At 45.6% G+C, this 23,785-nt stretch carries 18 protein-coding genes; all 18 read right to left on the bottom strand.

Annotated elements, in window-relative coordinates; genetic code table 11:
• Window positions 1–48 precede the first annotated feature (48 nt).
• A complete protein-coding gene (locus B5D54_RS03415; protein ID WP_078925077.1) occupies window positions 49–762 on the bottom strand; it encodes a 3'-5' exonuclease in 714 nt (237 codons plus the stop codon).
• On the bottom strand, window positions 759–2,618 hold the full coding sequence (locus B5D54_RS03410) for a DUF294 nucleotidyltransferase-like domain-containing protein (protein ID WP_172459860.1): 1,860 nt from the start codon (window positions 2,616–2,618) through the stop codon (window positions 759–761). The genes B5D54_RS03415 and B5D54_RS03410 overlap by 4 nt, the downstream gene beginning before the upstream one ends.
• Window positions 2,619–2,721: 103 nt before the next feature.
• On the bottom strand, window positions 2,722–4,428 hold the full coding sequence (locus B5D54_RS03405) for a solute:sodium symporter family transporter (protein ID WP_040905021.1): 1,707 nt from the start codon (window positions 4,426–4,428) through the stop codon (window positions 2,722–2,724).
• Window positions 4,429–4,522: 94 nt separating this feature from the next.
• Complete coding sequence (gene iolG, locus B5D54_RS03400; RefSeq protein ID WP_078925075.1) at window positions 4,523–5,509, bottom strand: inositol 2-dehydrogenase; 987 nt, start codon at window positions 5,507–5,509, stop codon at window positions 4,523–4,525.
• 488 nt (window positions 5,510–5,997) lie between these two features.
• Window positions 5,998–7,632, bottom strand: coding sequence for an FGGY-family carbohydrate kinase (locus B5D54_RS03395; RefSeq protein WP_078925074.1), 1,635 nt, complete (start codon window positions 7,630–7,632; stop codon window positions 5,998–6,000).
• A gap of 11 nt (window positions 7,633–7,643) precedes the next feature.
• Complete coding sequence (locus tag B5D54_RS03390) at window positions 7,644–8,603, bottom strand: ABC transporter permease (RefSeq protein WP_078925073.1); 960 nt, start codon at window positions 8,601–8,603, stop codon at window positions 7,644–7,646.
• Complete coding sequence (locus tag B5D54_RS03385) at window positions 8,603–9,601, bottom strand: ABC transporter permease (RefSeq protein WP_078925072.1); 999 nt, start codon at window positions 9,599–9,601, stop codon at window positions 8,603–8,605. The genes B5D54_RS03390 and B5D54_RS03385 overlap by 1 nt, the downstream gene beginning before the upstream one ends.
• Window positions 9,594–11,087 (bottom strand): sugar ABC transporter ATP-binding protein, encoded by a 1,494-nt coding sequence (locus tag B5D54_RS03380; protein ID WP_078925071.1) that lies wholly within the window; start codon window positions 11,085–11,087, stop codon window positions 9,594–9,596. Before B5D54_RS03380 ends, B5D54_RS03385 begins: the two co-directional genes overlap by 8 nt.
• Window positions 11,088–11,154: 67 nt before the next feature.
• The gene (locus B5D54_RS03375; protein ID WP_078925070.1) at window positions 11,155–12,129 is read right to left on the bottom strand and encodes an autoinducer 2 ABC transporter substrate-binding protein; all 975 of its coding nucleotides are present in this window, start codon (window positions 12,127–12,129) and stop codon (window positions 11,155–11,157) included.
• Between the two features lie 526 nt (window positions 12,130–12,655).
• Window positions 12,656–14,251: an ABC-F family ATPase gene (locus tag B5D54_RS03370; protein ID WP_078925069.1), complete on the bottom strand. Its 1,596-nt coding sequence runs from the start codon at window positions 14,249–14,251 to the stop codon at window positions 12,656–12,658.
• 140 nt (window positions 14,252–14,391) lie between these two features.
• Complete coding sequence (locus B5D54_RS03365) at window positions 14,392–16,392, bottom strand: peptidase U32 family protein (protein ID WP_078925068.1); 2,001 nt, start codon at window positions 16,390–16,392, stop codon at window positions 14,392–14,394.
• Between the two features lie 118 nt (window positions 16,393–16,510).
• The gene (locus B5D54_RS03360) at window positions 16,511–17,746 is read right to left on the bottom strand and encodes an allantoate amidohydrolase (protein ID WP_078925067.1); all 1,236 of its coding nucleotides are present in this window, start codon (window positions 17,744–17,746) and stop codon (window positions 16,511–16,513) included.
• A 66-nt stretch (window positions 17,747–17,812) separates the two neighbouring features.
• On the bottom strand, window positions 17,813–18,910 hold the full coding sequence (locus B5D54_RS03355) for a pyridoxal-phosphate-dependent aminotransferase family protein (RefSeq protein WP_277872741.1): 1,098 nt from the start codon (window positions 18,908–18,910) through the stop codon (window positions 17,813–17,815).
• Between the two features lie 8 nt (window positions 18,911–18,918).
• A complete protein-coding gene (locus tag B5D54_RS17425) occupies window positions 18,919–19,044 on the bottom strand; it encodes a hypothetical protein (RefSeq protein ID WP_277872740.1) in 126 nt (41 codons plus the stop codon).
• Window positions 19,019–20,611, bottom strand: coding sequence for a gamma-glutamyltransferase family protein (locus B5D54_RS03350; protein ID WP_078925066.1), 1,593 nt, complete (start codon window positions 20,609–20,611; stop codon window positions 19,019–19,021). The genes B5D54_RS17425 and B5D54_RS03350 overlap by 26 nt, the downstream gene beginning before the upstream one ends.
• An 11-nt stretch (window positions 20,612–20,622) precedes the next feature.
• A complete protein-coding gene (locus B5D54_RS03345) occupies window positions 20,623–21,804 on the bottom strand; it encodes an amidase (protein WP_078925065.1) in 1,182 nt (393 codons plus the stop codon).
• Between the two features lie 98 nt (window positions 21,805–21,902).
• On the bottom strand, window positions 21,903–22,916 hold the full coding sequence (locus tag B5D54_RS03340) for a bile acid:sodium symporter family protein (protein WP_078925064.1): 1,014 nt from the start codon (window positions 22,914–22,916) through the stop codon (window positions 21,903–21,905).
• A 41-nt stretch (window positions 22,917–22,957) separates the two neighbouring features.
• Window positions 22,958–23,776, bottom strand: coding sequence for a MurR/RpiR family transcriptional regulator (locus B5D54_RS03335; protein ID WP_078925063.1), 819 nt, complete (start codon window positions 23,774–23,776; stop codon window positions 22,958–22,960).
• Window positions 23,777–23,785: the final 9 nt, after the last annotated feature.

The raw sequence follows: 23,785 nt of genomic DNA, 5'->3' as shown, positions 1-23,785 counted from the left end.
CGATGTTGTAACGTTCATTTCACAAGCGAACGGACAGTAACGTATTCATCATAATGAACGCAATACCAAGGGACCTAAACGCGGTGTTTGATCTTCACAAATTTCCTCGACCAGCGCCAGAAATAGCTCACCCGTGGCCACGACATCGGCAAAAGCATTATGCGCAAGATAAGGAGGCAACCGTTTCTGGTCTCGAATATGAGCCAATCGTAAATCAGGATACATGGCCCCTCGATATTTCATCAGTGAGCGCTCTAAGCGCATTGTATCTAAAAAGATCAGGGGTAAAGGGAGCGAATCTTCTAGCGATAGCAACTGACGTAAAAACTGCTTCTCAATTTCAGCACCATGAGCAATCACCACTTTCCCGCTTAAACTTTCGACCAAACATTCAATCAGCTCATGACGTGAAATGCCTCCGAGCAATGTTTCCGGTACGATATGGTTAACGACCGCTGTTTCTGCCTCAATACAGTGCTCAGACTCAACATAATAATGCTGAGCTGTGGCAAGAGACATCACAGGGTAATGAATATTGATCATTCCTACCGATAAAATTTCATCTTGGCTTGGATTGAGCCCTGAGGTTTCAAAGTCTAACACCACACACTTTAACTGCGATAACGGGGTATTGGGATCAGGGTACGGTTTCTTAAAAAGTGGCAGGCAATGAGACGGAATTCGAGATCGCGCCAAAGCGTGACATCGTAACTTATCACTATTGCTGAGCGGGTGTTGACGACGAAACCAATGCTTTATCACCGTAAGCGCCCTCCTGCATGATACCGTTGTTTCGCCGCCTCTTGATAACGAGCAATAATTCGAAATGCATCTTTAAGATGGCTACGTTCAAATGCCGTCAACTCACCCGGCGCTATCTGATTATTCAGGGGTTGCCCGTGTTGTACTTGTTCACCTTGATGGTGAAAGCGGACTTGATTGATAAAGTTCAACGCTTCTTGTAGCTCTTGCTTGCTGCCATGGCTGATCACCCCAAGTTTTGCCGCACACGCTAATCTTTTGTGCGTTTCCGGTACAAAACACCCTGCATTTAAGGCATAAATTCGCGCTAACTCAACAAGTAAATTCACCGCTTGCTGTTTAATATTGAGCACTTGGCGATTATCCCCATCTTTGGTTAACACAAACTGACGAAACAGGCCTAGTGGCGGACTAACGCGCAAAGAGTTTGCCACCATAATAGAAAGAAAGCGCTGGTTTCCTCGGACACAAGTCAGCAAGGTTTGGTTAAGTGCCTCAACCAAAGGTTTTGCTCCGTATAAAAAACGCATGTCCAGAAATACGCTGATATCGAGCAATGACTGAGGTTCAGGCAATACCACCCATTGCCTGAAGTTTTTTTGCCATTGCTCTAAAGAGACACACCAGCGAGCCTGATTCGCCATCATCTCTCCTGGGCAAAATGGATAACCACAGGCATCAAGCCCATGGCAAACAAACTGTGCTAATTTGTGAAAGTAGGCTCGCTCATTCTGATTCGCTTCTCTAGCCAATATGATGCCGTTATCTTGATCGGAATTTAAATGCATCTCTTGGCGAGCTTGAGATCCGGCGGCAAACCAAGCATATTCCATCGGAGGTGGGCCAAATTCGCGCTCAGCCAATTGCAGTAGCCGTTTATTAAAGGCATCGGCGATCAAGGTCATCATCTGCTGGATAATGGTGGGGGCAACACTGGCAGAGAGTAATGCATCAAATACGGCTTGTCGTTGAGGAACCAGACTCACTAGCTCAATCAAAGACTCCTGCCGGTAAATTCGACTGATCAGAAACACCGCATGAACATGGCTTTTTTCTGTCAAACTGGTGGCGGTTAATACCCCGACAACCTGCTCCCCCTCCAACACTGGCAAGCTTCGTACATTGTGTAACATCATCATTTCCATCGCTTCAAGCAACAAGGCATCAGACTGAATGGTTTGAGGATGTTGAGTCATAATTTGACTGATGGGCGTATTTAACGTTAACCCTGCCGCAATGACTCTTTTGGTCATATCTCTGTCAGTGACCACACCGACTAATTGATCATTATCCATCACTAACGCACTGGAACGGTGACTATTGACCATAATTTGTGCCACTTCTTGTACCAGAGTATCGGAATGGACTTTTGCCACACTACGATTCATCACCTCTTTGACACGTTTCAAATAGAGCATTTCCTCACCGGCCCATTTCACACTGGAATGGGCCAAACGCACCGATTCTTTGGAAGAGAAGTGATTTCTAACCGCGGGGTTATCTTGCATGAGCTGTAACAGAACTGTTTTAGGAATGCGATACAGTAACGTGTTTTCTAACGCCACTAGCTGGTAATCACACTCACCCGTACGATACAGCTGGCTAAAACCGAACAGGTCACCATCTGCAAGCCGAGCCCGCAAGGTACCATCTGTATGGTATTGCTCTACCGCACCTGTTCGCACAAGGTACAATCCCTGCCCGACAATATGCTCTCCAGCAAGCGGTTTGCCTTGCTTTAAATAGAGAATATCCACTGCCGCCGCTAGGGCTTCTTGCTCTTGTGTTCCTAATCGCTCGAAGGGATCAATCGAAGAGAGATAACTAACAATATTGGGTAAAAGTGAACGTTCCATCGCAGAGCCTATTTCTATCAATGAAAATCGCTCAATCCTTTTGCGAAAAGATTGAGCGGTATACGTATTTCACTCTAGTAAGCGCCAAGGTAAAAACTTGTCACTATTGAGCGTCTTTCTGAGCTTTGATCATTTTGGCTCGTGGACTACGCATTAACTCACGGAAAATGATCCAGAAGACATACCCCAGTGAACCCATAGCCAATAAATAGTATCCAGTCATGATCCAAGTTGGCACATTATGCGCTAAGAACACATACATAGAGACCGAAGCGAGCGTGATCAATACCGCCACCGCAGGTGTCATAGACCAAGGCGTAATATCCACTTGTTCGGTATAAACATCTTCATGATCTTCCTGAGGATAGAAATACCCAACCGTCAACATAAAGACAACGTTGGCAACAAATAATAACCCAACAAGGTGGAAGAAGTGGATGTCTACTTGGAACACAAAGTTAAACAGAATATAGGCTGACACACCAAAAAGTAGCCCAAGTTTAGCGGCAATGGCGGGAACATGTTTGGTCAATAACCCAACCAGTACCACACTTAGAATCGGCGAGTTAAACAAACCTTGTAACTGCTGGATAAGATAGAACAGGCCATCTGGTGCGTTGGCCACCAACGGGGCTACAATCATAGAAATTAATGCCAAACTTAGCCCTAGCCATTTTCCAAGTGACACCGTTTGTGCTTCCGTTGCATCAGGTTTAAGCGATTTTTGGAAAATATTGACGGTAAATAGGGTCACCGAAGAGTTTAACCCGCCACTAAAGGTAGAGAATACCGCGCCCACTACCACTGCAGCGAAGAAACCGACCAACATTTCCGGTAGAACCAATTGTACAAGGCTAGGATAAGCATGGTCAGGGTTATCCATCTGCCCACTGAAAACATGGAAGGCAATAATACCGGGTAAAATAATGATACTTGGAATCATCAGTTTAAAGAAAGCACAAAGCAGTACTCCTTTTTGTCCTTCTGCTAGGTTCTTCGCCCCCAAGGCTTTTTGTACAATGGACTGATTGGTACACCAGAAGAACATATTGGAGACGATCAACCCAGTAAATAAGGTCGAAAATGGTACCATCGAATCTTCAGAACCAATCGAGTTAAATTTTTCTGGGTGAGCTTGATAGACTTCCACTAAGCCGCCCCATATATCACCATTGCCCACATAAGCCAGAGCGAACAACGTGACCATCAAGCCGCCAGTAATTAACCCAACACCATTGATAGTATCGGCCACTGCAATCGCTTTAATGCCACCAAAAACAGCATAAATGGCCCCTATCGTACCCACACCCCAAACCATTAGCCATAAAGCGGTATCTTTATCGACACTAAATACATTGGATACTTGGAACAAACTTTCCAAAGCGATCGCACCGGTATAAAGCACAATAGGTAGGAGTGAAATGACATACATGGCTAAGAATAGAATCGACGTAATGGTCAGCGTTTGTTTATCAAACCGCTTTTCTAAGTATTCAGGAATGGTCGAAATACCCAGTTTTAGATAACGCGGTAGAAAGAAAATCGCAAAAAGAACGATGGTCATGGCTGCCATCACTTCCCATGCCATAACAATAAAACCAGTACGAAAAGATAAGCCATTGAGTCCGACGAGGTGTTCTGTGGAGAGGTTCATCAGCAACATGGATCCGCCAATATAAACCCCAGTTAACGACCGACCGCCGAGAAAATATCCTTCTGTTGAATCAGTAAGGTGTGCGTTGTGAGTTTTATAGTAGGCAAATCCCGCAACGAACAGCGTAAAACCGATAAATGAAATAAAAGCGAGCATGGTTCCTCCAAAAGCTTTTATTACGCCCAGCACCTTTATATCTCCATGCTGGGCGATAAATTAGCCAACCTGATTAGCGAAGGCTAATGACGATTTACAGTGTAATTTCACGTCCTGAGTGCAGTGATTCCAACGCTTTATCCGCGAGCAATAATGCTTGCTCACCATCATAACCACTACATTCAGGCTTCGCTCGGCCAGATAACACATCCACAAAGTGCTGCCATTCTGCGCGATACGCTTTTTCATAACGCTGTAAGAAGAAGTGTTCAGGTTTTGCGGCCACACAGCCTTGTTCGCCCCAAACTTCCACCACATCTTCATGGATATTATTAGCGCGCAGTAAACCTTTTTCGCCATGCAGTTCAATACGTTGATCGTAACCGTAACCAGAGCGACGGCTATTGGTAATCGTCGCCATTGCCCCTGATGGGAATTTCATCACGATGAATGCGGTATCAATATCCCCCGCTTGACCAATTTCAGGATCGACAAGATTACTGCCTTGTGCATAAATAGAGACAGGATCTTCTCCCATGATAAAACGAGCCATATCAAAGTCATGAATCGTCATATCTCGGAACATGCCACCAGAAACTTTGACATATTGAGCAGGAGGTGGCGATGGATCGCGGGAAGTGATCAGCAGTGACTCCGCTTTACCAATGACACCCGCACTCAGTTGTTCACGCACTTTTCGAAACTGTGGATCATAACGGCGGTTAAATCCGACAAAGAGAGGAACCTGATGCTCTTTGACAATGGCTAAACATTCACGGACTCGTTCAATATCTAAATGGACAGGTTTCTCACAAAAAATAGCTTTCCCAGCTCGTGCAGCCAGTTCAATCAGCTCTGCATGGGTATCCGTCGCAGAGGCAATCAGCACCCCATGGACATTGGGATCGGCCAGAGCTTGTTCTGTGGTTTGAATGTTAGCGCCATATTTATCGGCCAGTTTTGATGCACCATCACCATAAGGGTCAATGACAGAGTAGAGGTTGGTTTCTTTATGTTCAGCGATATTGACGGCGTGAACTTGTCCAATTCTACCAGCGCCAAACAAAGCAATGTTATACATAGGGTACTCTCCTTCTACAGGATGTTTTTATGATCTTTTCATTGAAGCTTTACCGCATAACGAGTGTTGGCTTTCTCACTTCATTAATGAGCGGGATGGAAACAATGAGTTCTTGTTAATGACAAACACACCATAGCAACGAAAAAATAATTCCACAATAATTTAAAATGAAATTTTTATTTTGTTTTTTTGAGAATTGAGAGTATCGCAACATTTTTGCTCACCATGAACCTTGAGGCTGTATTCATTAAGGATAATATGAGAGGAATTGAAGAACATTGATCAACAAAATAGAAACATTATTGATATATAAAGGCTTTTTATTACTCTCCTCACAGAATAGGGAATGATATGAAATAAATATTTCATATCAACTAAAAACCGCGCGCATTTCCGAACGATCTAGAACAAAAAAGCCACAATATGATCGCGCTTCTCTTTGTGGCTTTCGTTCATTGGTGACACTTCACGCTTCTAGTGCGAATGGATTAGAAATCTGTCATTAGCCGTTTATATTCCATGTCATCCTCATACATTTTGTGGAAAATAGTGTATTTCATGTCATAGAAATGCTTAATTTTTTCGGTCTGTGGCGTCACACTTTTACTGATACGACTCATCGCATTCATGGCATCTGGAATGTCACTATAAAAACCGGCGGCCACGGCTCCTAACATTGCGGAGCCAAGAATGACAGCTTCACTCTCTTCTGGTAACAAGAAAATACATCCTGTCGCGTTCGCATGTTCTTGCAGAAAAATACTGTTCTTGGTGCCTCCCCCACAAGCCATGATGGTATCAATTTCGTAGCCTGAGCGGTTCATGACTTCGATAATATGGCGAGTTCCCAAAGCGATTCCCTGAATAGTTGCCAAATACAGTAATGCCATATCATCCATGGTTTGGGACATTTTTAATCCAGTAACCGTCCCCGTGAGATGCGCATTAGCTCGCGGTGAACGATTGCCATGAAAATATGGCAGTACGTGAATGTCTTTGGTTAGAAAGGCAATGTTGTCTTTGCTGCCCGCTAAACTCAGCAAACGATCATTTAACAACTGGTAGACCGTTTTTCCTACTTTACCCGCTTGTATCTTGACACTGTCATACAGTGGATGAGAAGTAATCACATGATCAATTAAGGCTCCGGTTGCAGACTGACCGCCTTCATTTAACCAGTACCCCGGGATCATGGCGCTGTAGTAAGCTCCCCATACCCCATCAATAAATCGAGCGGTTTTTGAAACGGCCATGTGACAAGAGGAAGTGCCACCAATTAAGGCTAACCGCTTATTAAAATCCGCTTTATCCCCCGTCATTCCTGCCGCACCTAAGACACCAATTCCCCCCGCATGGGCATCAATGATGGAGGTCGCAACGGCGGTTCCAGCCATTAAACCGAGATCTGAAGCCGCATGAGCGGTTAACCCGTTTCCTACTGGTTGCCCCATTGGCAAAATACGTTCGCCAATCACTTTCGCATTACTGTCGAGTAAATCATCAAGACCCACTTCTTTGAAAAAGCTTTTATCCCATCGACCTTCATGGCCCAGATAGGTCCACTTACAGACGGTTGAACACAATGAACGACTATCATCAAAGGTAGCTTTCCAAGTTAAAAAATCCGGTAAATCAAAAAAATACCCCGCTTTTGACCAAGTATTCGGCATGTTTTGCTTTAGCCAGAGTAACTTTGGGGTTTGCATCTCAGGTGAAATCCGACTCCCCACATAAGCCAGCACAGGATGCTCCGTTTTATTAATGCGATCGGCTTGAACGATGGCTCGATGATCCATCCACATGATAATGTTCTGTTCACTACGCCCCGTTGGGCTCACGGTTAAAGGTTGACCATGTGGGTCCAACACCACCAGAGAACAGGTTGCATCAAACCCTATCCCTTTGACTTGAATCGGATCGATATTGGCCTGAGATACCGCATCTTTCACCGCTAGGCACACCGACTGCCAAATATCTTCCGACGATTGTTCAACAAAATCGGCTTGTGGCTTAAACATAAGCGTATCGCGTTTCGCTTCACCTACTTTATGTCCATTGGCATCAAATACCCCAGCTCGTGCGCTACCACTGCCTACATCAACGCCGATAAAATAAATACTCATAGATTTCACCGTTAAGCCTTATTCTTTTGTAAGAAAATAAATAAAATCAGGATACCGCCCCATAAAGCCATGGTGAGATAGCTGCTCACTCCCAGCAAGTTAAGGCCGCTTTCTAATGTTTGAAGCACTATCAAGGCAAGCGCAATACCAATAATTCTCCCAAAACCGCCATCAGGGTTAATACCGCCTAACACCGACGCTAAAATGGCAATCAGTAAATAAGATTCGCCATATCCGGCTTTAGCAGAATTGAATTTTGCCATCATGACCAATGCTGCCACCCAACATAATATGGATGAGAGGACATAAACCGATAAGGTGGCCTTTTTCGTGTTAATCCCTGAAAAACGGGTGGCTTTTTCATTCGACCCCATTAAATAAATAGTTCGTCCTAAGCGGGTATGCTCGAGTAGAGCCCAAAGCCCGATCGCAAAGACAGCAAACAAAATAAGAGGCATGGGAATACCGAAAAATACCCCATTTCCCAGCACCAACAATGTATTCGGGAACCCAGAGATCACGCTTCCCCCAGAAATAAGAACATTTAGCCCATTGATCAATGTCATCATTCCTAGTGTTGCCAAAATGGGAGAAACACCAACATAGGCAATTAACGCCCCGTTAAACAGCCCAATCATGACTGCTATTGCCACGCCTCCAGCCAAGGCAATCACCAGCATCGCCACACTGTCTGGTGCTTGAGTAATGATGCTCGCCATTACCAAACCGCAGGCATTGGTCGTGGCAATAATGGATAAATTAATGCCTCCGGTTAACATACAGACTGCCATTGCCAGCGCGAGCAAACCCAATAATGGCATTTGAGAAGACATCGACTGTAGGTTATTAAACGAAAAGAAAGAGGGACCGGCCAAAAATCCCATGGCCAGTAAAATACCCACTAATATCACCAACAAATAGCGAATATTTTTATCCGTCGGTAGTTGTAGTTTATTGAGAATGACTTCCATTATGCCCCCTGCATCGCTTGTTTTTTCTCGTTGATCGCCGTTATGCTAATGCTGCATACAATGATTAAACCGGTTACAACGGTATGCCAATAAGAAGGAACCCCTAGAATCGTTAATCCATTTTTTACAATTGCCAGTAAGATAACCCCAAGGATCACTCCCATTAATCTTCCCTTTCCTCCTGTCATACTGGTACCCCCCAGAACAACAGCAGCGAGCACGGTCAACTCAAACCCCATCAGTGAATTTGGTGCAACCGACTGAGTGATTTGGGTTTGCACGACTGAAGCGATGCCCGCCAGTGCCCCCATATACCCATAGACAAATAAATGAATACCAAAAAGGTTAATACCAATCCGGCTCGCCGCATCAGCATTGCCACCAACCGCATAAATTTGTCGTCCTAGGCGAGTTTTCGTCATTAAAAAAGAAGTGGCGAGAACCATCACAATGAGCGTCAAGATCGGAAGTGACAAACCATAGTCATAGCCATCACTACCTGTGAACGTGAATAACTCGATACCATCCATAAACCAGTCGGGAAAACCGTATAACCACTCACCATTGCTGACATAAATCAGCAAACCAAAGAAAACATTTAAGGTGGAGATGGTAATAATGATGGCGGGCACTTTTAACTTGTAAACAAGGATCGCATTGATCATTCCCAGTAAAATCCCCACCATGGTAGCAATGGCAAAAGCAAGCATAAAATTGCCACCGAGCGTTAAAAGGTAAGTCGCCATCACATACTGCGCTATCGCCGCCGTGGCAGGAAAAGAGATATCAATTCCCCCAGCGATCAAAACAACAAATAACCCACAAGCCATGATACCAAGAATGGCTGAGCTGACGGACATATCAAATAAGTTACCTAAGGTTAGAAAATCTTCAGAGGTCGCTGTTAGTGCTCCCACAATGAGAACAATCATCATCGACAGATAAAATTCATGATGTTTCGTTAACGACGTGAGAGACCAGCGAAATGAATTAACCATTGACGGCCTCCATAATCTCTTGTTCGGTGGTGTAAGCGGGGTAGAAGTCATGAGTAAAACGTCCTTCTTTCATTACAATCACACGGTGACTGTTATAAAACACTTCAGGGATCTCATCACTGACCATGATGATGGCCATTCCTTTTGCGGCAAGATCTTTGGCGATGGCATAAATCGCCTCTTTATTGGCGACATCAACGCCAACGGTCGGAGAGTCAAGGATCAGCACCTCAGGTTCTGCCGCTATCCACTTTGCAATAGAAATGCGCTGTGCATTACCACCAGAAAGGCTGGTCACTGGTAATTGAGGGTCAGCCACTTTAATTGAGAGTGATGAAATCAAAAGCTCCACCAGCTTATTCGCTTTGATGTGGTCGAGAAAACCCGACGGTTTTTGCAATCGATCCAACACCGCGGCCGTAATGTTGTCTTGAATGGTTTGATCCATAACCAGCCCAGTCGACATTCGGTCTTCTGATACATACCCAATACCATGAGCAATCGCCTCTCGGTTGGATTCGAAGAAAACCGGCTGTCCGTTGATCAATATCTGACCACCATCTGGTTTTGTCATACCAAATAACGCCATACATAACTCCGTTCGGCCAGCACCCAGTAATCCCGTAATAGAAACCACTTCACCCGCGCGAACAGAGAAAGAAATGTCACTAAATTGCCCTTTTTTCGTCAGGCCTTTGACTTCCAGTTTGATCTCACCTTGCTCGTGGTAAGGTGCCAGCGGAGTAAATTCAAAGCGCTGCCCCGTCATTAAAAAGGCCAACTTGTCACTGTCAACATCACAGGCTTGATACGTTCCAATCGTTTTTCCATCACGAATAACGGTAATTCGATCAGAAATTTCCATCACTTCATCCAATTTATGGCTCACAAAGACGACCGTGACGCCTTTAGATTTGAGATCGGCAACCACATTAATCAGATGGTTAACTTCCGTGCGAGTTAACGATGCGGTAGGTTCATCCATGATCATTAATTTGGCATCCGATGCCATAGCACGACAAATTGCCACAAGCTGACATTCAGCAATAGAGAGCTGTTCAACCCTTTTGTCTAACGCCAACTTCACACCGACTTTTGCCATCGCGGTAAGTGCAATGTCTCGAATTCGTTTTTTTTGCACCAACCCTTTCGACCACTCAATGTGATCTTGAATAGCGATATTCTCTGCAACGGTTAAGTTGGGAAATAATGACAAATCCTGATAAATCACTTGGATGCCGTATTCAATCGACTGTTGTGGGGTAAGCTTTGCATAGCTTTTACCTCCAAGGATGATTTCTGCTCCTTTCTCTGGTGCATGAACACCGGAGATCACTTTAAATAACGTACTTTTACCACAGCCATTTTTGCCCGCTAAACAATGTACTTCACCTTGATTAAAGGTAAGATCAATGCCATCTAGAGCTTTCACTGAACCAAAATGCTTTGAGACATGTTTAAGGGTAATAAAAGGAGTACCTGACATAAGAATCTCCAGAAGTCAGAGGGCGGCGTTGCACCGCCCAAATAAGTAGAGGTAGAACGTTAAGCCGTTAAAAACCTAACTGACGAGCGTTAGTTTTATCCACTTCTAAGATTCTATTGAATTTGATGACACGATTTTCGGTATCAATGTCCGCCTCACCAAGCCCTTCAACTGTCACGCCTTTTGAGACATCTTTGCCTTCTAGCATCTGCTTCGCTACAGCCACCATGGCATAACCTGCATCGGCGGGGTTCCATAAGAAACCCTTTTTAATTTCCCCACGAGCCAAATAAGGAACCGCTTGACTTGGCATCATGATGCCCACTACGCTGATCTTATCTTTTGCTCGTTTCTTTCTGATCGCTTCCCCAGCACCAATACCGCCAAGTGAACCATAAGAGACAATGCCAGACATATCTGAGTGCGCTTTCATCAAATCATTAGTGGCAGCATAAGATTGATCGATACTTTCCGCCACTGGCATACGGCTAGTGACTTCATACATATTGGGGTAGGTTTTTTTCTGGTAGTCGATGGCTAAATTTGCCCAGTTATTATGCAGAGGCACCGTTAATGAACCCACATACACGGCATAGCCGCCTTTCTCTCCCATATTCTTTGCGAGTTCATCCATGGTCGCTCTCGCATAGGCTTGATTATCAATCGTTTCGATATCCCAATCGGCACTATGACCATCAGGAGATTCATGGGTTAAAACAATAATGCCTTTTTCACGTGCTTTCTTAAATACGGGCTCAAGCACGGTCACATCATTAGGGACAACGGTAATCGCATCCACACCCTTTGCGATTAAATCTTCAATAATTTTCACTTGCTGAGCGGGATCTGGCGTAGAAGGACCCAGTTGGCGTGCATTCACACCAAAATCGGTGGCGGCTTGTTCTATCCCTTTATTCATTTGGTTAAACCAAGGAATACCGGAGACTTTTACTACGTTTACAATCTCGTAATCTTTCGCTTGTGCTCCCGCAGCAGCAATAGCAAGCGTTAATACGGCGGCTTTTAATAAGACCTTTTTCATCTTCATCAATCCTTTCTTGTGGTATGTAGGGTTAAGGTGAATCGATGAAAGAATGTTAAATCGGATTTCAAGACAATATTGATAGCCAATAGAGAAAACGTGATGCAGACACGAATATGTTAACATTTAGTTAACATAATACTTCATACAAGTAAAAATCATAGAAAGGTGTAAAATTACGAATAAAAAAGCCATGAAAAAGATCAATTAATCATCATTAAATTAACAATATAAAAACAAAAATAAATCAAAAAAATTAAAAACAAAAAAATAGTCAGTAAGCTCTTAGCCTAAAAACCGTATTTTGATAAATATATGAATAAGATCACTTTTACTCTTCAATACCATCATAACTTTGACTCTTGAACGAACAAAAAACACTCAACAACGAATGTTATAACCGCCTCATGCTCGTTTTTTTGTTACTAAGTAACCGGTTCTTTGTCCTAGAGTTTCAGTTTGCAGCCAATAAACAAAAAGCCACCGCACGGTGCGATGGCTTCATAAAGGTTCACGATGTACCTAATTAACCCATCAGGCCTTGTTTAGCCAAATATTCATCATAGGTGCCGTGGAAATCGTTCACGCCTTGTTTGGTGATCTCAATAATGCGCGTTGCAATAGAGGAAACAAACTGACGGTCATGAGAGACAAACAGCAAGGTGCCTTTATAGTTCTCTAAAGCTAAGTTCAACGCTTCAATCGATTCCATATCCATGTGGTTGGTTGGTTCATCCATCAGCAAAATGTTCGGTTTTTGCATGATTAACTTACCAAATAGCATTCGACCTTGTTCACCACCAGAAATCACTTTGACTGACTTTTTAATGTCATTTTGCGAAAAGAGCATGCGCCCCAAAATACCCCGTACGGTTTGCTCATCTTCCCCTTCGTTTTTCCATTGACTCATCCAGTCCAGCAAGGTCATCTCTTCGCTAAAATCATGCGCATGATCCTGTGCGTAAAAACCGATGTTATTATTTTCAGACCATTTGATCATGCCAGCCATCGGCTCCATTACACCCGCAAGGGTATTGAGCATGGTTGATTTACCGATACCGTTTTCACCAATGATGGCGATGCGCTCACCCACTTCGACCATTAAGTTAACGTTATCAAACAAGATGTTATCACCATAACCTTGTTTAAGACCCTCTACCTCTAACGCATTACGAAATAGCTCTTTCTTTTGATCAAAGCGAATAAAAGGTGATTGACGGCTTGATGGTTTTACTTCTTCAAGCTGAATTTTATCAAGCTGTTTCTGACGAGAAGTTGCCTGTTTGGCTTTTGAGGCATTGGCAGAAAATCGGCTTACGAACGTTTGTAGTTCAGCCATTTGTGCTTTCTTCTTCGCATTATCAGCATGTAAACGCTCACGCGCTTGTTCTGCGGCAATCATATATTCATCATAGTTACCGTGGAACAGGCGTAATTCACCATAATCAAGATCCGCCATATGAGTACAGACGGTGTTCAGGAAATGACGGTCGTGCGAGATGATGATCATGGTACAGTTACGTGCCAGCAAGGTTTGTTCTAACCAAGCAATGGTGTGCATGTCCAAGTTGTTGGTCGGTTCATCAAGCAGCATAATTTCTGGTTCAGCAAACAGCACTTGTGCCAGCAGGACTCGAAGTTTCAAACCCGGCGCAATTTCACTCATCAAACCAAAGTGTTGCGCTTCTGGAATGCCCAAACCTAACAGAAGTTCTCCTGCGCGCGCTTCGGCAGAATAGCCGTCCATCTCCGCAAATTCGGTTTCAAGATCGCCCACTCGCATACCATCTTCATCAGTCATTTCTGGTAACGCGTAAATTCGGTCACGCTCTTCTTTTACTTTCCACAACTCTTTATGGCCCATGATGACGGTATCCACCACGGTAAATTCCTCGAACGCAAATTGATCCTGCCCTAATTTGGCCATACGTTCATTAGGATCCGTTGAGACGGAACCGGCAGAAGGCTCCAGCTCACCACTGAGGATTTTCATAAAGGTAGATTTACCACAACCGTTAGCACCAATCAGGCCATAACGGTTGCCATTCCCAAATTTAATCGAGATATTTTCAAATAATGGCTTATCGCCAAATTGCATGGTGATGTTTGCAGTCGTTAACACAGAGAATTCCAAGTTGTTGGATGGTAAAAGCAAAAGGTTGGCAAAAACCAACCTTCCAAAAAGTGGGGGCGATACTAACAGTTTTTGTGATAAATATCACCCGCGTTTGTTGATGGGCTTTTTTAGCGCCGAATGGCTTGCTATAAGCCTTTTTGATACTGCTGGTTTGTGGTGCCTTGAATTTGCGTCGATAACGTCTTTTTAGCAGTACTATCCCCTTGTAAAGCTTGTTTAAAGTGTTCGATAAGCGATCTCTTCCCCATATGAATTTGAGTTTGGGTGGGAATCGAACGTAAATCGATCATGAAATCCGTATAACGTTGTGGTAAATCCTCTAAAACCGCGAGATTGAGGCAATTGACATCACTGTACAAACGGTTATGACTGCCTTTCTGTTTGTGAATGACATAAGGCCTCTCTTTTAACGAGATAATCGAAGCGGTTTTTTCACAACGCGTCATGCAACCTTTATTCATCCGCTGTTTTTTACACCCCACCGTTGGAATAAAGAAGCACTGGCGGCTCGTCATCAAATGTATTGGATGATAAAGGGTATAAAATAGCCTAAAGCCTTGTGGCCGAACCATTCGCCGCATCTGCAGAGCATTAATTTCATCGGAAATGAAAGCGCCTACCCCTTTTAATTCCTGCTGTACACATTGCAGAGCATAGGAGTTAGTGATGTTAAGCTGTGGCCCCGCAACCCAGTTTATTCCTAACGTTTGTGCAATATTAGCAACGCCAAGATTATCAGTAATAATCCAATCGGGCTTAAGCTGTCGCAGGAATTCCGTCGCGGCTTGATAATGCTCACCAATCAGAACAGCGGGAAAAAAGGGAATCAGGGTGGGATGCCGGCTAAACATCACGCTCATCGCTTCAAGCTGATCGTTCAGTGCATCTGGAAGCTGATAGAAAAAAGAGACATCACGACACGAATCAAGCAGTTCCAAGTCGCTGTAATCAGAAATCAGCACCGACAATTGAGGCGAAGCCATGTCATCGATATTCATCTGTTTTGACATCAATATGTCACTTTTTCTTCCATTGCTTTTTAAACTGCGCGGGGCCTTGGGTTCAATCGGCATTGATCGAGTGAGCGCTTCGACCTTATCGATAATTTTCGTCGTCTTGTCATACAAGTGCTGCTTAACCTGTTTAACTTCATCGAGGCTACGACACTGATAAATGGTGGAAAAATGCGTAGCGGCGTGGTTTCTTGGATTATCGATATACATGTCACGATGAATATCACCTTGCAAATAGCCATTGGTGAAATCACGGTTAAAGACACTGTATAGTTCTGTCATGTCTTCCCGAATCGTCCCTGTTTCACAAAATTGGTCAATCTGTTTACGCCAGTTATCGACCACCGTATAAACATAGTGTGGCTTTTTGATTCGCCCTTCGATTTTTAAGGAATACACTCCCGCTTGGGCCAACGCTTCAATATCAGAGTATGCCGAGTTATCTTTTAAATTAAGTGGGTAATTTTTTCCCGCAGGCGTCGTTTGATATTGATCGCGGCAGGGTTGGCTGCATCGGCCTCGGTTGCCAGAAGCACCACTGCGTTCAGAACTGAAATAGCACAAACCAGAGAAACCAATGCAGTATGAGCCATGCACAAAGACTTCTGTCATAACATTATGCTGACGCCCAAATTGAGCCAGATGGGTAATTTCATTGATATTCAGTTCACGAGAGAGGTTTACACGACTGGCTCCCAACTTGCTCAAAAGTAGAATCTGACCATCATTATGCGTATTCATCTGGGTAGATGCATGCATATCCAGCGCAGGGAAATGATGCTTAATAATGTAAGCTAAACCGAGATCTTGCACGATCACGCCATCAACGGAAGATTCTGCTAACTGCTGAAGTAGGCGGATAACGGAAGGGATTTCATGTTCCAGTAATACAATATTAAGCGTGAGAAAAATTTTACACTGGTGTTGATGGGCCAGCGCTAAAACACTATCCAAGACTTCTAACGTGATATTGGTCGCTCGGTTGCGAGCGTTAAACCTTTCTAGGCCACAGTAAATCGCGTCTGCCCCAGCGGCAATAGCGGCTTTAATTGAATCTAAATCCCCACCGGGGGCCAGTAACTCAAACTGTTCTTTTTGAAAAACCAAACTGATGACTCTTTCTTATTTCATTTATCCCACACATTATAGCGACCTTGATCACAAAACCCTTGATGTGGCTCAGGTGAGAGTCATATCAAGGGTTTTATTTTGAGAAAGAGAATACATCGTGCTAGCGAAAGCTTTTCACCATCTGCACAAAGCAATTGAGTGCGACGAGCACGTCAGCTTCCATCACCTGCTCTCGTGGATTGTGGCTGATTCCTTTTTCACATCGTACAAACAGCATGCCGATTTCGGTCAGGTTCGTCATGGCAAGCCCATCATGACCGGCCCCACTGGGTAAGAAACGGGGGGAGTTCTGAGTCACAGATTCAACCACTTCCGCCCATTGTCGCTGAAGTTGATCGCTGCACAATACCGCTTCTGCTTGGTAGATATTTTCGTAATCAAAACTCAGGTTACGTCTGTGTGCGATGTCGGCTAATTGTGCTAGAAGCTCAACGGAGCATTGTTCCAGCGTCACCTGAGAAAGGCTGCGAATATCAATCGTAAAATGAGTTTCACCAGGAATCACATTCACGGCACCGGGTAATACTTCACATTTCCCAACGGTGGCGACAATCCCGTTTTGCTGCGCAAATGTTTCGATAGCCATGATCATTTCTGCTGCACCACACAGCGCATCATGGCGTAAATCCAACGTCACTGTTCCTGCATGGCCCGCGATGCCTTTAACTTGGCATTGAAAACGCTTCGCACCCGCGATCCCTGTTACCACGCCCACTGGCAGATTTTCAGCTTCCAACACTGGCCCTTGCTCAATATGTACTTCGAGATATGCCAGAGTCTCCTCTGGCGTTCGAGCATCACTGCCTGCGAGACTTGGGTCAAGGCCAAACGAGCGCATCGCGGCTGCCATCGAAATGCCGTCAGCATCTTTTACATCCAACCACTGTGGGTTAAAACACCCAGCAACCCCACTGGAACCTATCAACGTAGTGTTAAATCGTGTCCCTTCTTCATCGGCAAAGGCAACGACATCGATATGAAACGGAAATGCTTCATCAACCAACAGAGCGAGGGTTTCAATAGCCAGAATCACGCCCAAGTTGCCATCATATTTACCAGCATTAGTGACAGTGTCACTATGAGAGCCCAAAATCAGTGTTGACTGGATTGGGTTGGCCGAGACTTTGCGTCCCCACTGATTACCGACACTGTCTTGCCATGTTTCCAGACCCGCTTCACGCATCCACTGTGCCAATTGGTCATGGGCGGCACGATGCTGTGGCGTCAGATAAGCTCGCGTAATCGCATCTTCGTCAGCGCTGAATTGAGCCAATGTGTCTGCTTGATCCATCAGTTTTTTTGCCTGCCGCGCCATGGTGTCTTTTTCTACTGTCATCCTCGACGCTCCTTCAGTTGCCTCATCCCATTCACGTTGTAATATTGGCTTTTCTTTCTGATGTGACTAAGCATAAAATTCCATCGCCGCAACAACGGACTGCCCCGCAACAATAACGGCTTTATGCTTGATCAGAATCGCTTCCAGCGCCGCCAGTGTCGACAATACGCATTCTTGTCGGGCGTTGTAGCCCATGGTACCGATACGCCAAATTTTGCCATGCAGCGGGCCAAACGAGGTGCCAATTTCAATCCCAAAACGTTGCAACAACTCAAGGCGGATGGCATCACCATTCACGTTGGCCGGAATGTAAACCCCCACCACGTTGTTCATCTTATAGGTTTGATTGCCAAACAACTCCAGCCCCATTGCTCGTAGGCCAGCCGCCAACGCTTCCCCCGCTTGTTTGTGCCGAGCAATCACGTTGTCTGCACCTTCTTCAAGAAAGATACGCGCACATTCACGAGCGGCGTACAGCATTGACGTGGCTTCGGTATGGTGATTCAGACGCTCTGGTCCCCAGTAATCCATGATCATCGCCAAATCGAAATAGTTAGATTGAATCATCACCTCATCACCTTGAGTATGATGATCGGCTCGAATCCCAGCCTCCACGTGTTTACGGCGGTTAATCCGCTCTGCACAGTGGTCACTCAAGGTAATGGGTGCTGAACCCGAAGGGCCACCAAGGCACTTCTGCAAACCGGCAGACACCGCATCAAGATTCCACTCATCGACTTTAAGATCGTTTCCCGCAATCGAAGCGGTTGCGTCACAATAAAACAACACCCCATGCCGCTGACAGATTTCGCCCATCTCTTTGAGTGGCTGATTCATCGTGGTTGAGGTGTCACCCTGAACGGTTGCCAGCAACTTTGGTTGAAACACTTTGATCGCCGCTTCCACTTTCTCTGGCGGACAGACTTCCCCCCATTCGATATCAATGGTTTGCACCTTAGCACCAACACGCTGGGCAATTTCACACAGTAGATGACCAAAACGACCAATAACGGGCACCAGCACTTTATCACCCGGCTTTAACACCGAAACCAATACCGCTTCAATCCCTGAGCGAGCCGTGCCATCAACCAACAAGATCTGTTGATTTTGTGTCTGAAAAACACCACGATACAACGACTGAACCTGATTCATATATCCGGTCATCACGGGATCTACTGACCAATCAGGGCTTGAGAAATAGCCTGATGAACACGTGGATAGGCATTGATGGGGCCAGGTCCCATCAGTAACCGTTGGGGCGGATTTAGGGCTTCAAATAATTCGTTTTGGGTGGTCATGGTATTCTCCAAGTAAACAGGTTCCATCACTGCGAGGATCACTGGTTGCACACGCCTTTCCATGCGAGTCGAGGATGATTGCACCAGCGTGTCCCATTAATTCGTTGCAATCGGCCACGAAGGTAACCTCATGGCCACGTTGTTTTAAGGCATCGCCATATTGGTCATACAGCGACTGTTCAAGCCGTAAATTATTGGTATTGTTACCCCAAGTGCGGCCAAGCAGCCAACGCGGCGCGGCAATCGCGTTGCTGAGTGAGAAGTTTTGATAGTGGTAACGGCTAAACAGACAAGCTTGTGTCTGAGGTTGGCCTTCCCCACCCATGGTGCCGTAACTCATACGACGGCCATCTATGAGTTCTGCATAAGCCGGATTTAATGTATGAAACGGCTTTTTGCCCGGTGCCAACACGTTGTGGTGACGAGCATCGAGTGAGAAGCTTTTTGAACGAATATTCCACAAAATGCCAGTTTCCGGCAGAAACACGCCAGAACCAAATTCCCAATAAACACTTTGAATGAAACTCACCATGGTGCCATATTGATCGCTCGCCCCCATCCAGACAGTATCACCCGGTTTTGCCTGATACGGCCAAGGTGATGCCTTACGCATAGACACATTCTGTACACATTGCTCAATAACCGAGTCGCTTAACCATTCTTGCAACGGCAGGCTTAATAACTCTTCGTCACACACTTCACGATCACGAATGATAAAGGCTTGCTTGGTCGCTTCAACGAGCAGATGAATATGGTCGACTTCACTTTTCGCTTGAGAGGCTAACCGGTCGTAAATTGCCAGAATCAACAGTGAAGCAACACCTTGCGTCGGCGCACCGAAGTTATACAAGCGCCCTTTTGAGGTGTTGACCGTTAAAGGTGCCATCACTTTTGCCTGATGATTATGGAAGTCATCCAACGTCAGTGGGCTGCCAGCCGATTGCAATTCTTTAGCCACTAAGTCGGCAATCTCGCCGCGGTAGAAAGCGTCTAGCCCATGTTCAGCCAGTTGTTGCAGCGTATTGGCCAGCGCCTCGTTAACTAAGGTATCGCCAATATTGAGTGTTTTTCCTTGCTTGAGAAAGTTCTGCGCAAAAGCTTGCTGTGATGCTAGGCGATCAAAGGTCTTTTCACTGGCACTGGCTAGGCTTTGCGTCACCTCAATACCTTTACGAGCGGCATCCATTGCTGGTTGCAATAGTGTTTTTAATGTTAAGGTGCCCGCGTCAACTTCCAGCGCTTTTTGCCAAGCTGAAATTGTACCAGCCATAGTAATGGCAGATTCACCTCCGCTAAATGGCAGTTCATCACCCAATGCGCGATAGTGTTCAACCTCTACATTCAATGCCGCAGCGCCGCAACCATCAATGGCAATCGGTGTTTGACCCGCTTTGGCGATCAGCCAGAAACTGTCGCCACCAATACTGTTCATGTGCGGGTATTGCACCGCAATCATTGCCGCTGCTGCGACCATGGCTTCACTGGCAGTACCGCCAGCGTCAAGAATTTGCTGACCAACTTGCGTGGCCTTAAAGTGCGGTGCAGTAAATGCGGTTTGATGCTTCATTCTCCTTCTCCTTAACATTGACCGCTGTAAACAGCTTCACCCGTTACGAGTAGACTCTCTTCCTGATGAGGCAACCCCATCAATGAGATACCACAGGGCCCTTCTAATAATGCTTCCATAGGCAGGTGAAGCTGCGGTAATCCAGACAGCCCTGCAATACTGGTGAGTCCCACCAACTGTGAGCGATAGGCAGCCAGTTCATCAGCCGGCATCATCAATGACGGTGGACCCGATGGGGCAGTCGGAATCGCCCACAAGCAGTGCTGTTGCTTCAAGTGTGTCAGCAGCTGTTGCTGAAAATCCTGCTGCTGCGCTTTAGCATGTTGATACTGCTCATAGGTGATCGTTCTCGCCCACTGCACTCGCTCCCAGATCGCAGGATCTAGGCTGTCACCATAAAGTGTGAGCCATGCGTCGTGATGAACAATGATTTCAAAACCTTGAATGGTGCGAAACAGTAAGCTCAGTTCAGCCAGTTGCCAGCCACTCTCAGCAAGAAAATGGCTCTGCACAATCTCAATACCAGCCCCCTGACACTGCTGAGTAAAGCGCTCAAAACGGGCCGAACTCATCACCGTTTGGCACTGCGCATCGAGATAAACGCGAGTCACCCGTTCGCCGAACTGACTACGTGCAGCCAATACCGACCACACATCTCTCATTAGGCGCAAATCACGGGTAAAAATGCCAGCGGTATCAAAACTCTTTGCCAATTCAAAACAGTGCGAAAGATCAAGCGCCCCCAACGTTGGGCGCAGACCAAACAAGCCGCAGTAGCTGGCTGGCACTCGTACCGAACCACCAGTATCGGTACCGATGGAAAAGTCACAATCTCCGGCAGCCACCGCGACGGCACTACCGCTGGATGAACCACCGGGAATGCACTCTGTCGCTCTAGGATTGATAGGCGTCCCATAGTGAACATTCTGTCCATTGAGGCTGTAAGCCAGTTCGTCAGTTTGAACACGACCTACGCATTCCGCTCCCTGACGAAGCAACGCGGTGATCAGCGGCGATGTTGCTGTTGCTAATTCATGGCTTTTCAGCCAGATAGGATTACCCGCGCCAGTAGCGTACCCTTTGACATCAAACAAATCTTTAAAAACAAATCGAGTTCCAGACAGCGTCCCCTGTGCCATTGCGGGTAACGTGTCAGGCCCCTGAGAACAATAAATGCGAGTGTCCTTACTCATATTCTTCCTTACTCTTGATGCTTATTGGGCGCTGAATCCGTAGCGCCGAACCTGATACTGAGACCTAACTCGTGCAGATATCCAATTCGTGAAGATACTTAGTTCGGTGCGGATGAGTGAGTCACGGTTTTCAGTGATTCACTTTGGCGCGCATAGCGGTTTGCCAGTAAAGCACAGTAGAAAATCTGAATCGGGTGATACAGCATGATTGGCAGCAGAACCATCCCCAGTGCCGGATCTGCACCAAAAATCACTTTGGCCATAGGAATCCCCGCGGCCAACGTTTTTTTGGTACCGCAAAAAACAGCAGCCACTTCGTCCGGCAGCGCAAATTTGGTAAAACGTGCGCCCCATTGAATGAGGTGCACCATAACCAACAGAATAACGGTACAAATGAGGATTGATGTGGCTAACAAGCCAACCGAAAACTCACTCCAGATACCATTCACAACGGAATCACAAAACGCGTTGTAAACGATTAAGAGAATCACGTATTTGTCAACTTTATTAACCAATGCTTTGTGGCGTTCAACCCAAGTAACCAAATATGGACGCATGATTTGACCGGCGATCATCGGTACTAGCAGCAGTTCGGAAATCGAAACGACGGAGTCCAGTAAATCAAGTTGCACGCCTTCAAATCCCATGAAAAGTTGAATCAACAGTGGCGTAATGAAAACCCCAAGAATGCTTGAAAGTGAAGCATTAAAAATAGCGCCCGGAACGTTGCCTTTACCCACGCTGGTCATGGCAACAGATGAAGAAATCGTGCTTGGTAGAACCAGCAAATAGCAAAAACCGAATGCCAGAGCAGAAGGCATGTATGCTAAAAAGGTTTCACCGAAAATCACCCATAAAATAGGGTAAACCACAAACGTAGCCATTTGGATATAAACGTGCAGACGCCAATTAGTGACCCCCGCTTTGATCGCTTGTGGGGAAAGCCCCAGCCCGTGCAGGAAAAAGACAATAGCGATCCCCACCCCGGTCAGTTGATCCAGATGAATCACTCCGTCAGAACGGCCAAATTCAGACGTTACCGTCGCCAGCACGATAGCAATGAGCATCCCGACAAGGAACCACTCTTTTTTCAGTTTAGCTAATACATTCATATTATTATTTTTGCTCTTTTCATGTTACTCAACAGTTGCTGTTATTCCACTTCGTTCAACTGCGCATAGTTTTTTGAGATATGACGACTGAGTTTGGTCGCCTTCTCTCCAAGGTGTCTATACACCTTGTTAACCAGATAGGATACTAAGCTCATTGGTACCGCATAGCTATCCAAAGGTGCTTGATTATTCATGTGGCAGACCAGAAAATGTTTCACTAAACCTGCATACTTCTGGCCAGATTGATCGGTAATTAATAAACTCGGCTTCCCATTCAGGTGGTGAATGATTTTTTCAAACTGAGAGATACGACGACGGATGCCAATCACTATCACAAAATCGTCGTCAGTAATCGATACGAGATCCTCTCCCAATGTCTGACCGGGTAACGGCAACAGTTCAACGTTAGCGCGGCACTGCATCAGTTGCTGACGAAAATGCATCGCCAGCGGATAACTATTACGGTAACCGATGATTTTCACCCGTTTCGCTTTGACCATGGCATCAACCAGTTCTGTGACATCAAGCGTCGCCAACTGTAGGCAAAGTTGTTCTAACGCTCGCATGTCATGTTGAATGTCCAGATCTTCGATGTGGGAGGTTAATACCGGAATTCCCTTTTCGCGCTCCTGCATCAACTCCTGACGGAGCGCAACATGATCGTCATAACCCAGTTGGCGGATAAAACGACTCACACTGGTCTTCGATACCGAGCAGGATTCAGCAATTTCGGCCGTCGACAGCATCAAAATCTTTTCCGGATTCAGTTGCAGATAGTCTGCAATTCGGCGACTGCTTTCGGTTAAGCGTGAATACTGCTGAGTAATACGTTCACTGAGTGAGTGGTGGTTATTGGTCATACTGACTCC

The sequence above is a fragment of the Vibrio cincinnatiensis DSM 19608 genome (assembly GCF_900167345.1).
Lineage (GTDB): Bacteria > Pseudomonadota > Gammaproteobacteria > Enterobacterales > Vibrionaceae > Vibrio > Vibrio cincinnatiensis.
The sequence above is the reverse complement of the archived record's forward strand: the minus strand, read 5'-3'. Positions and strand labels throughout refer to the sequence as shown.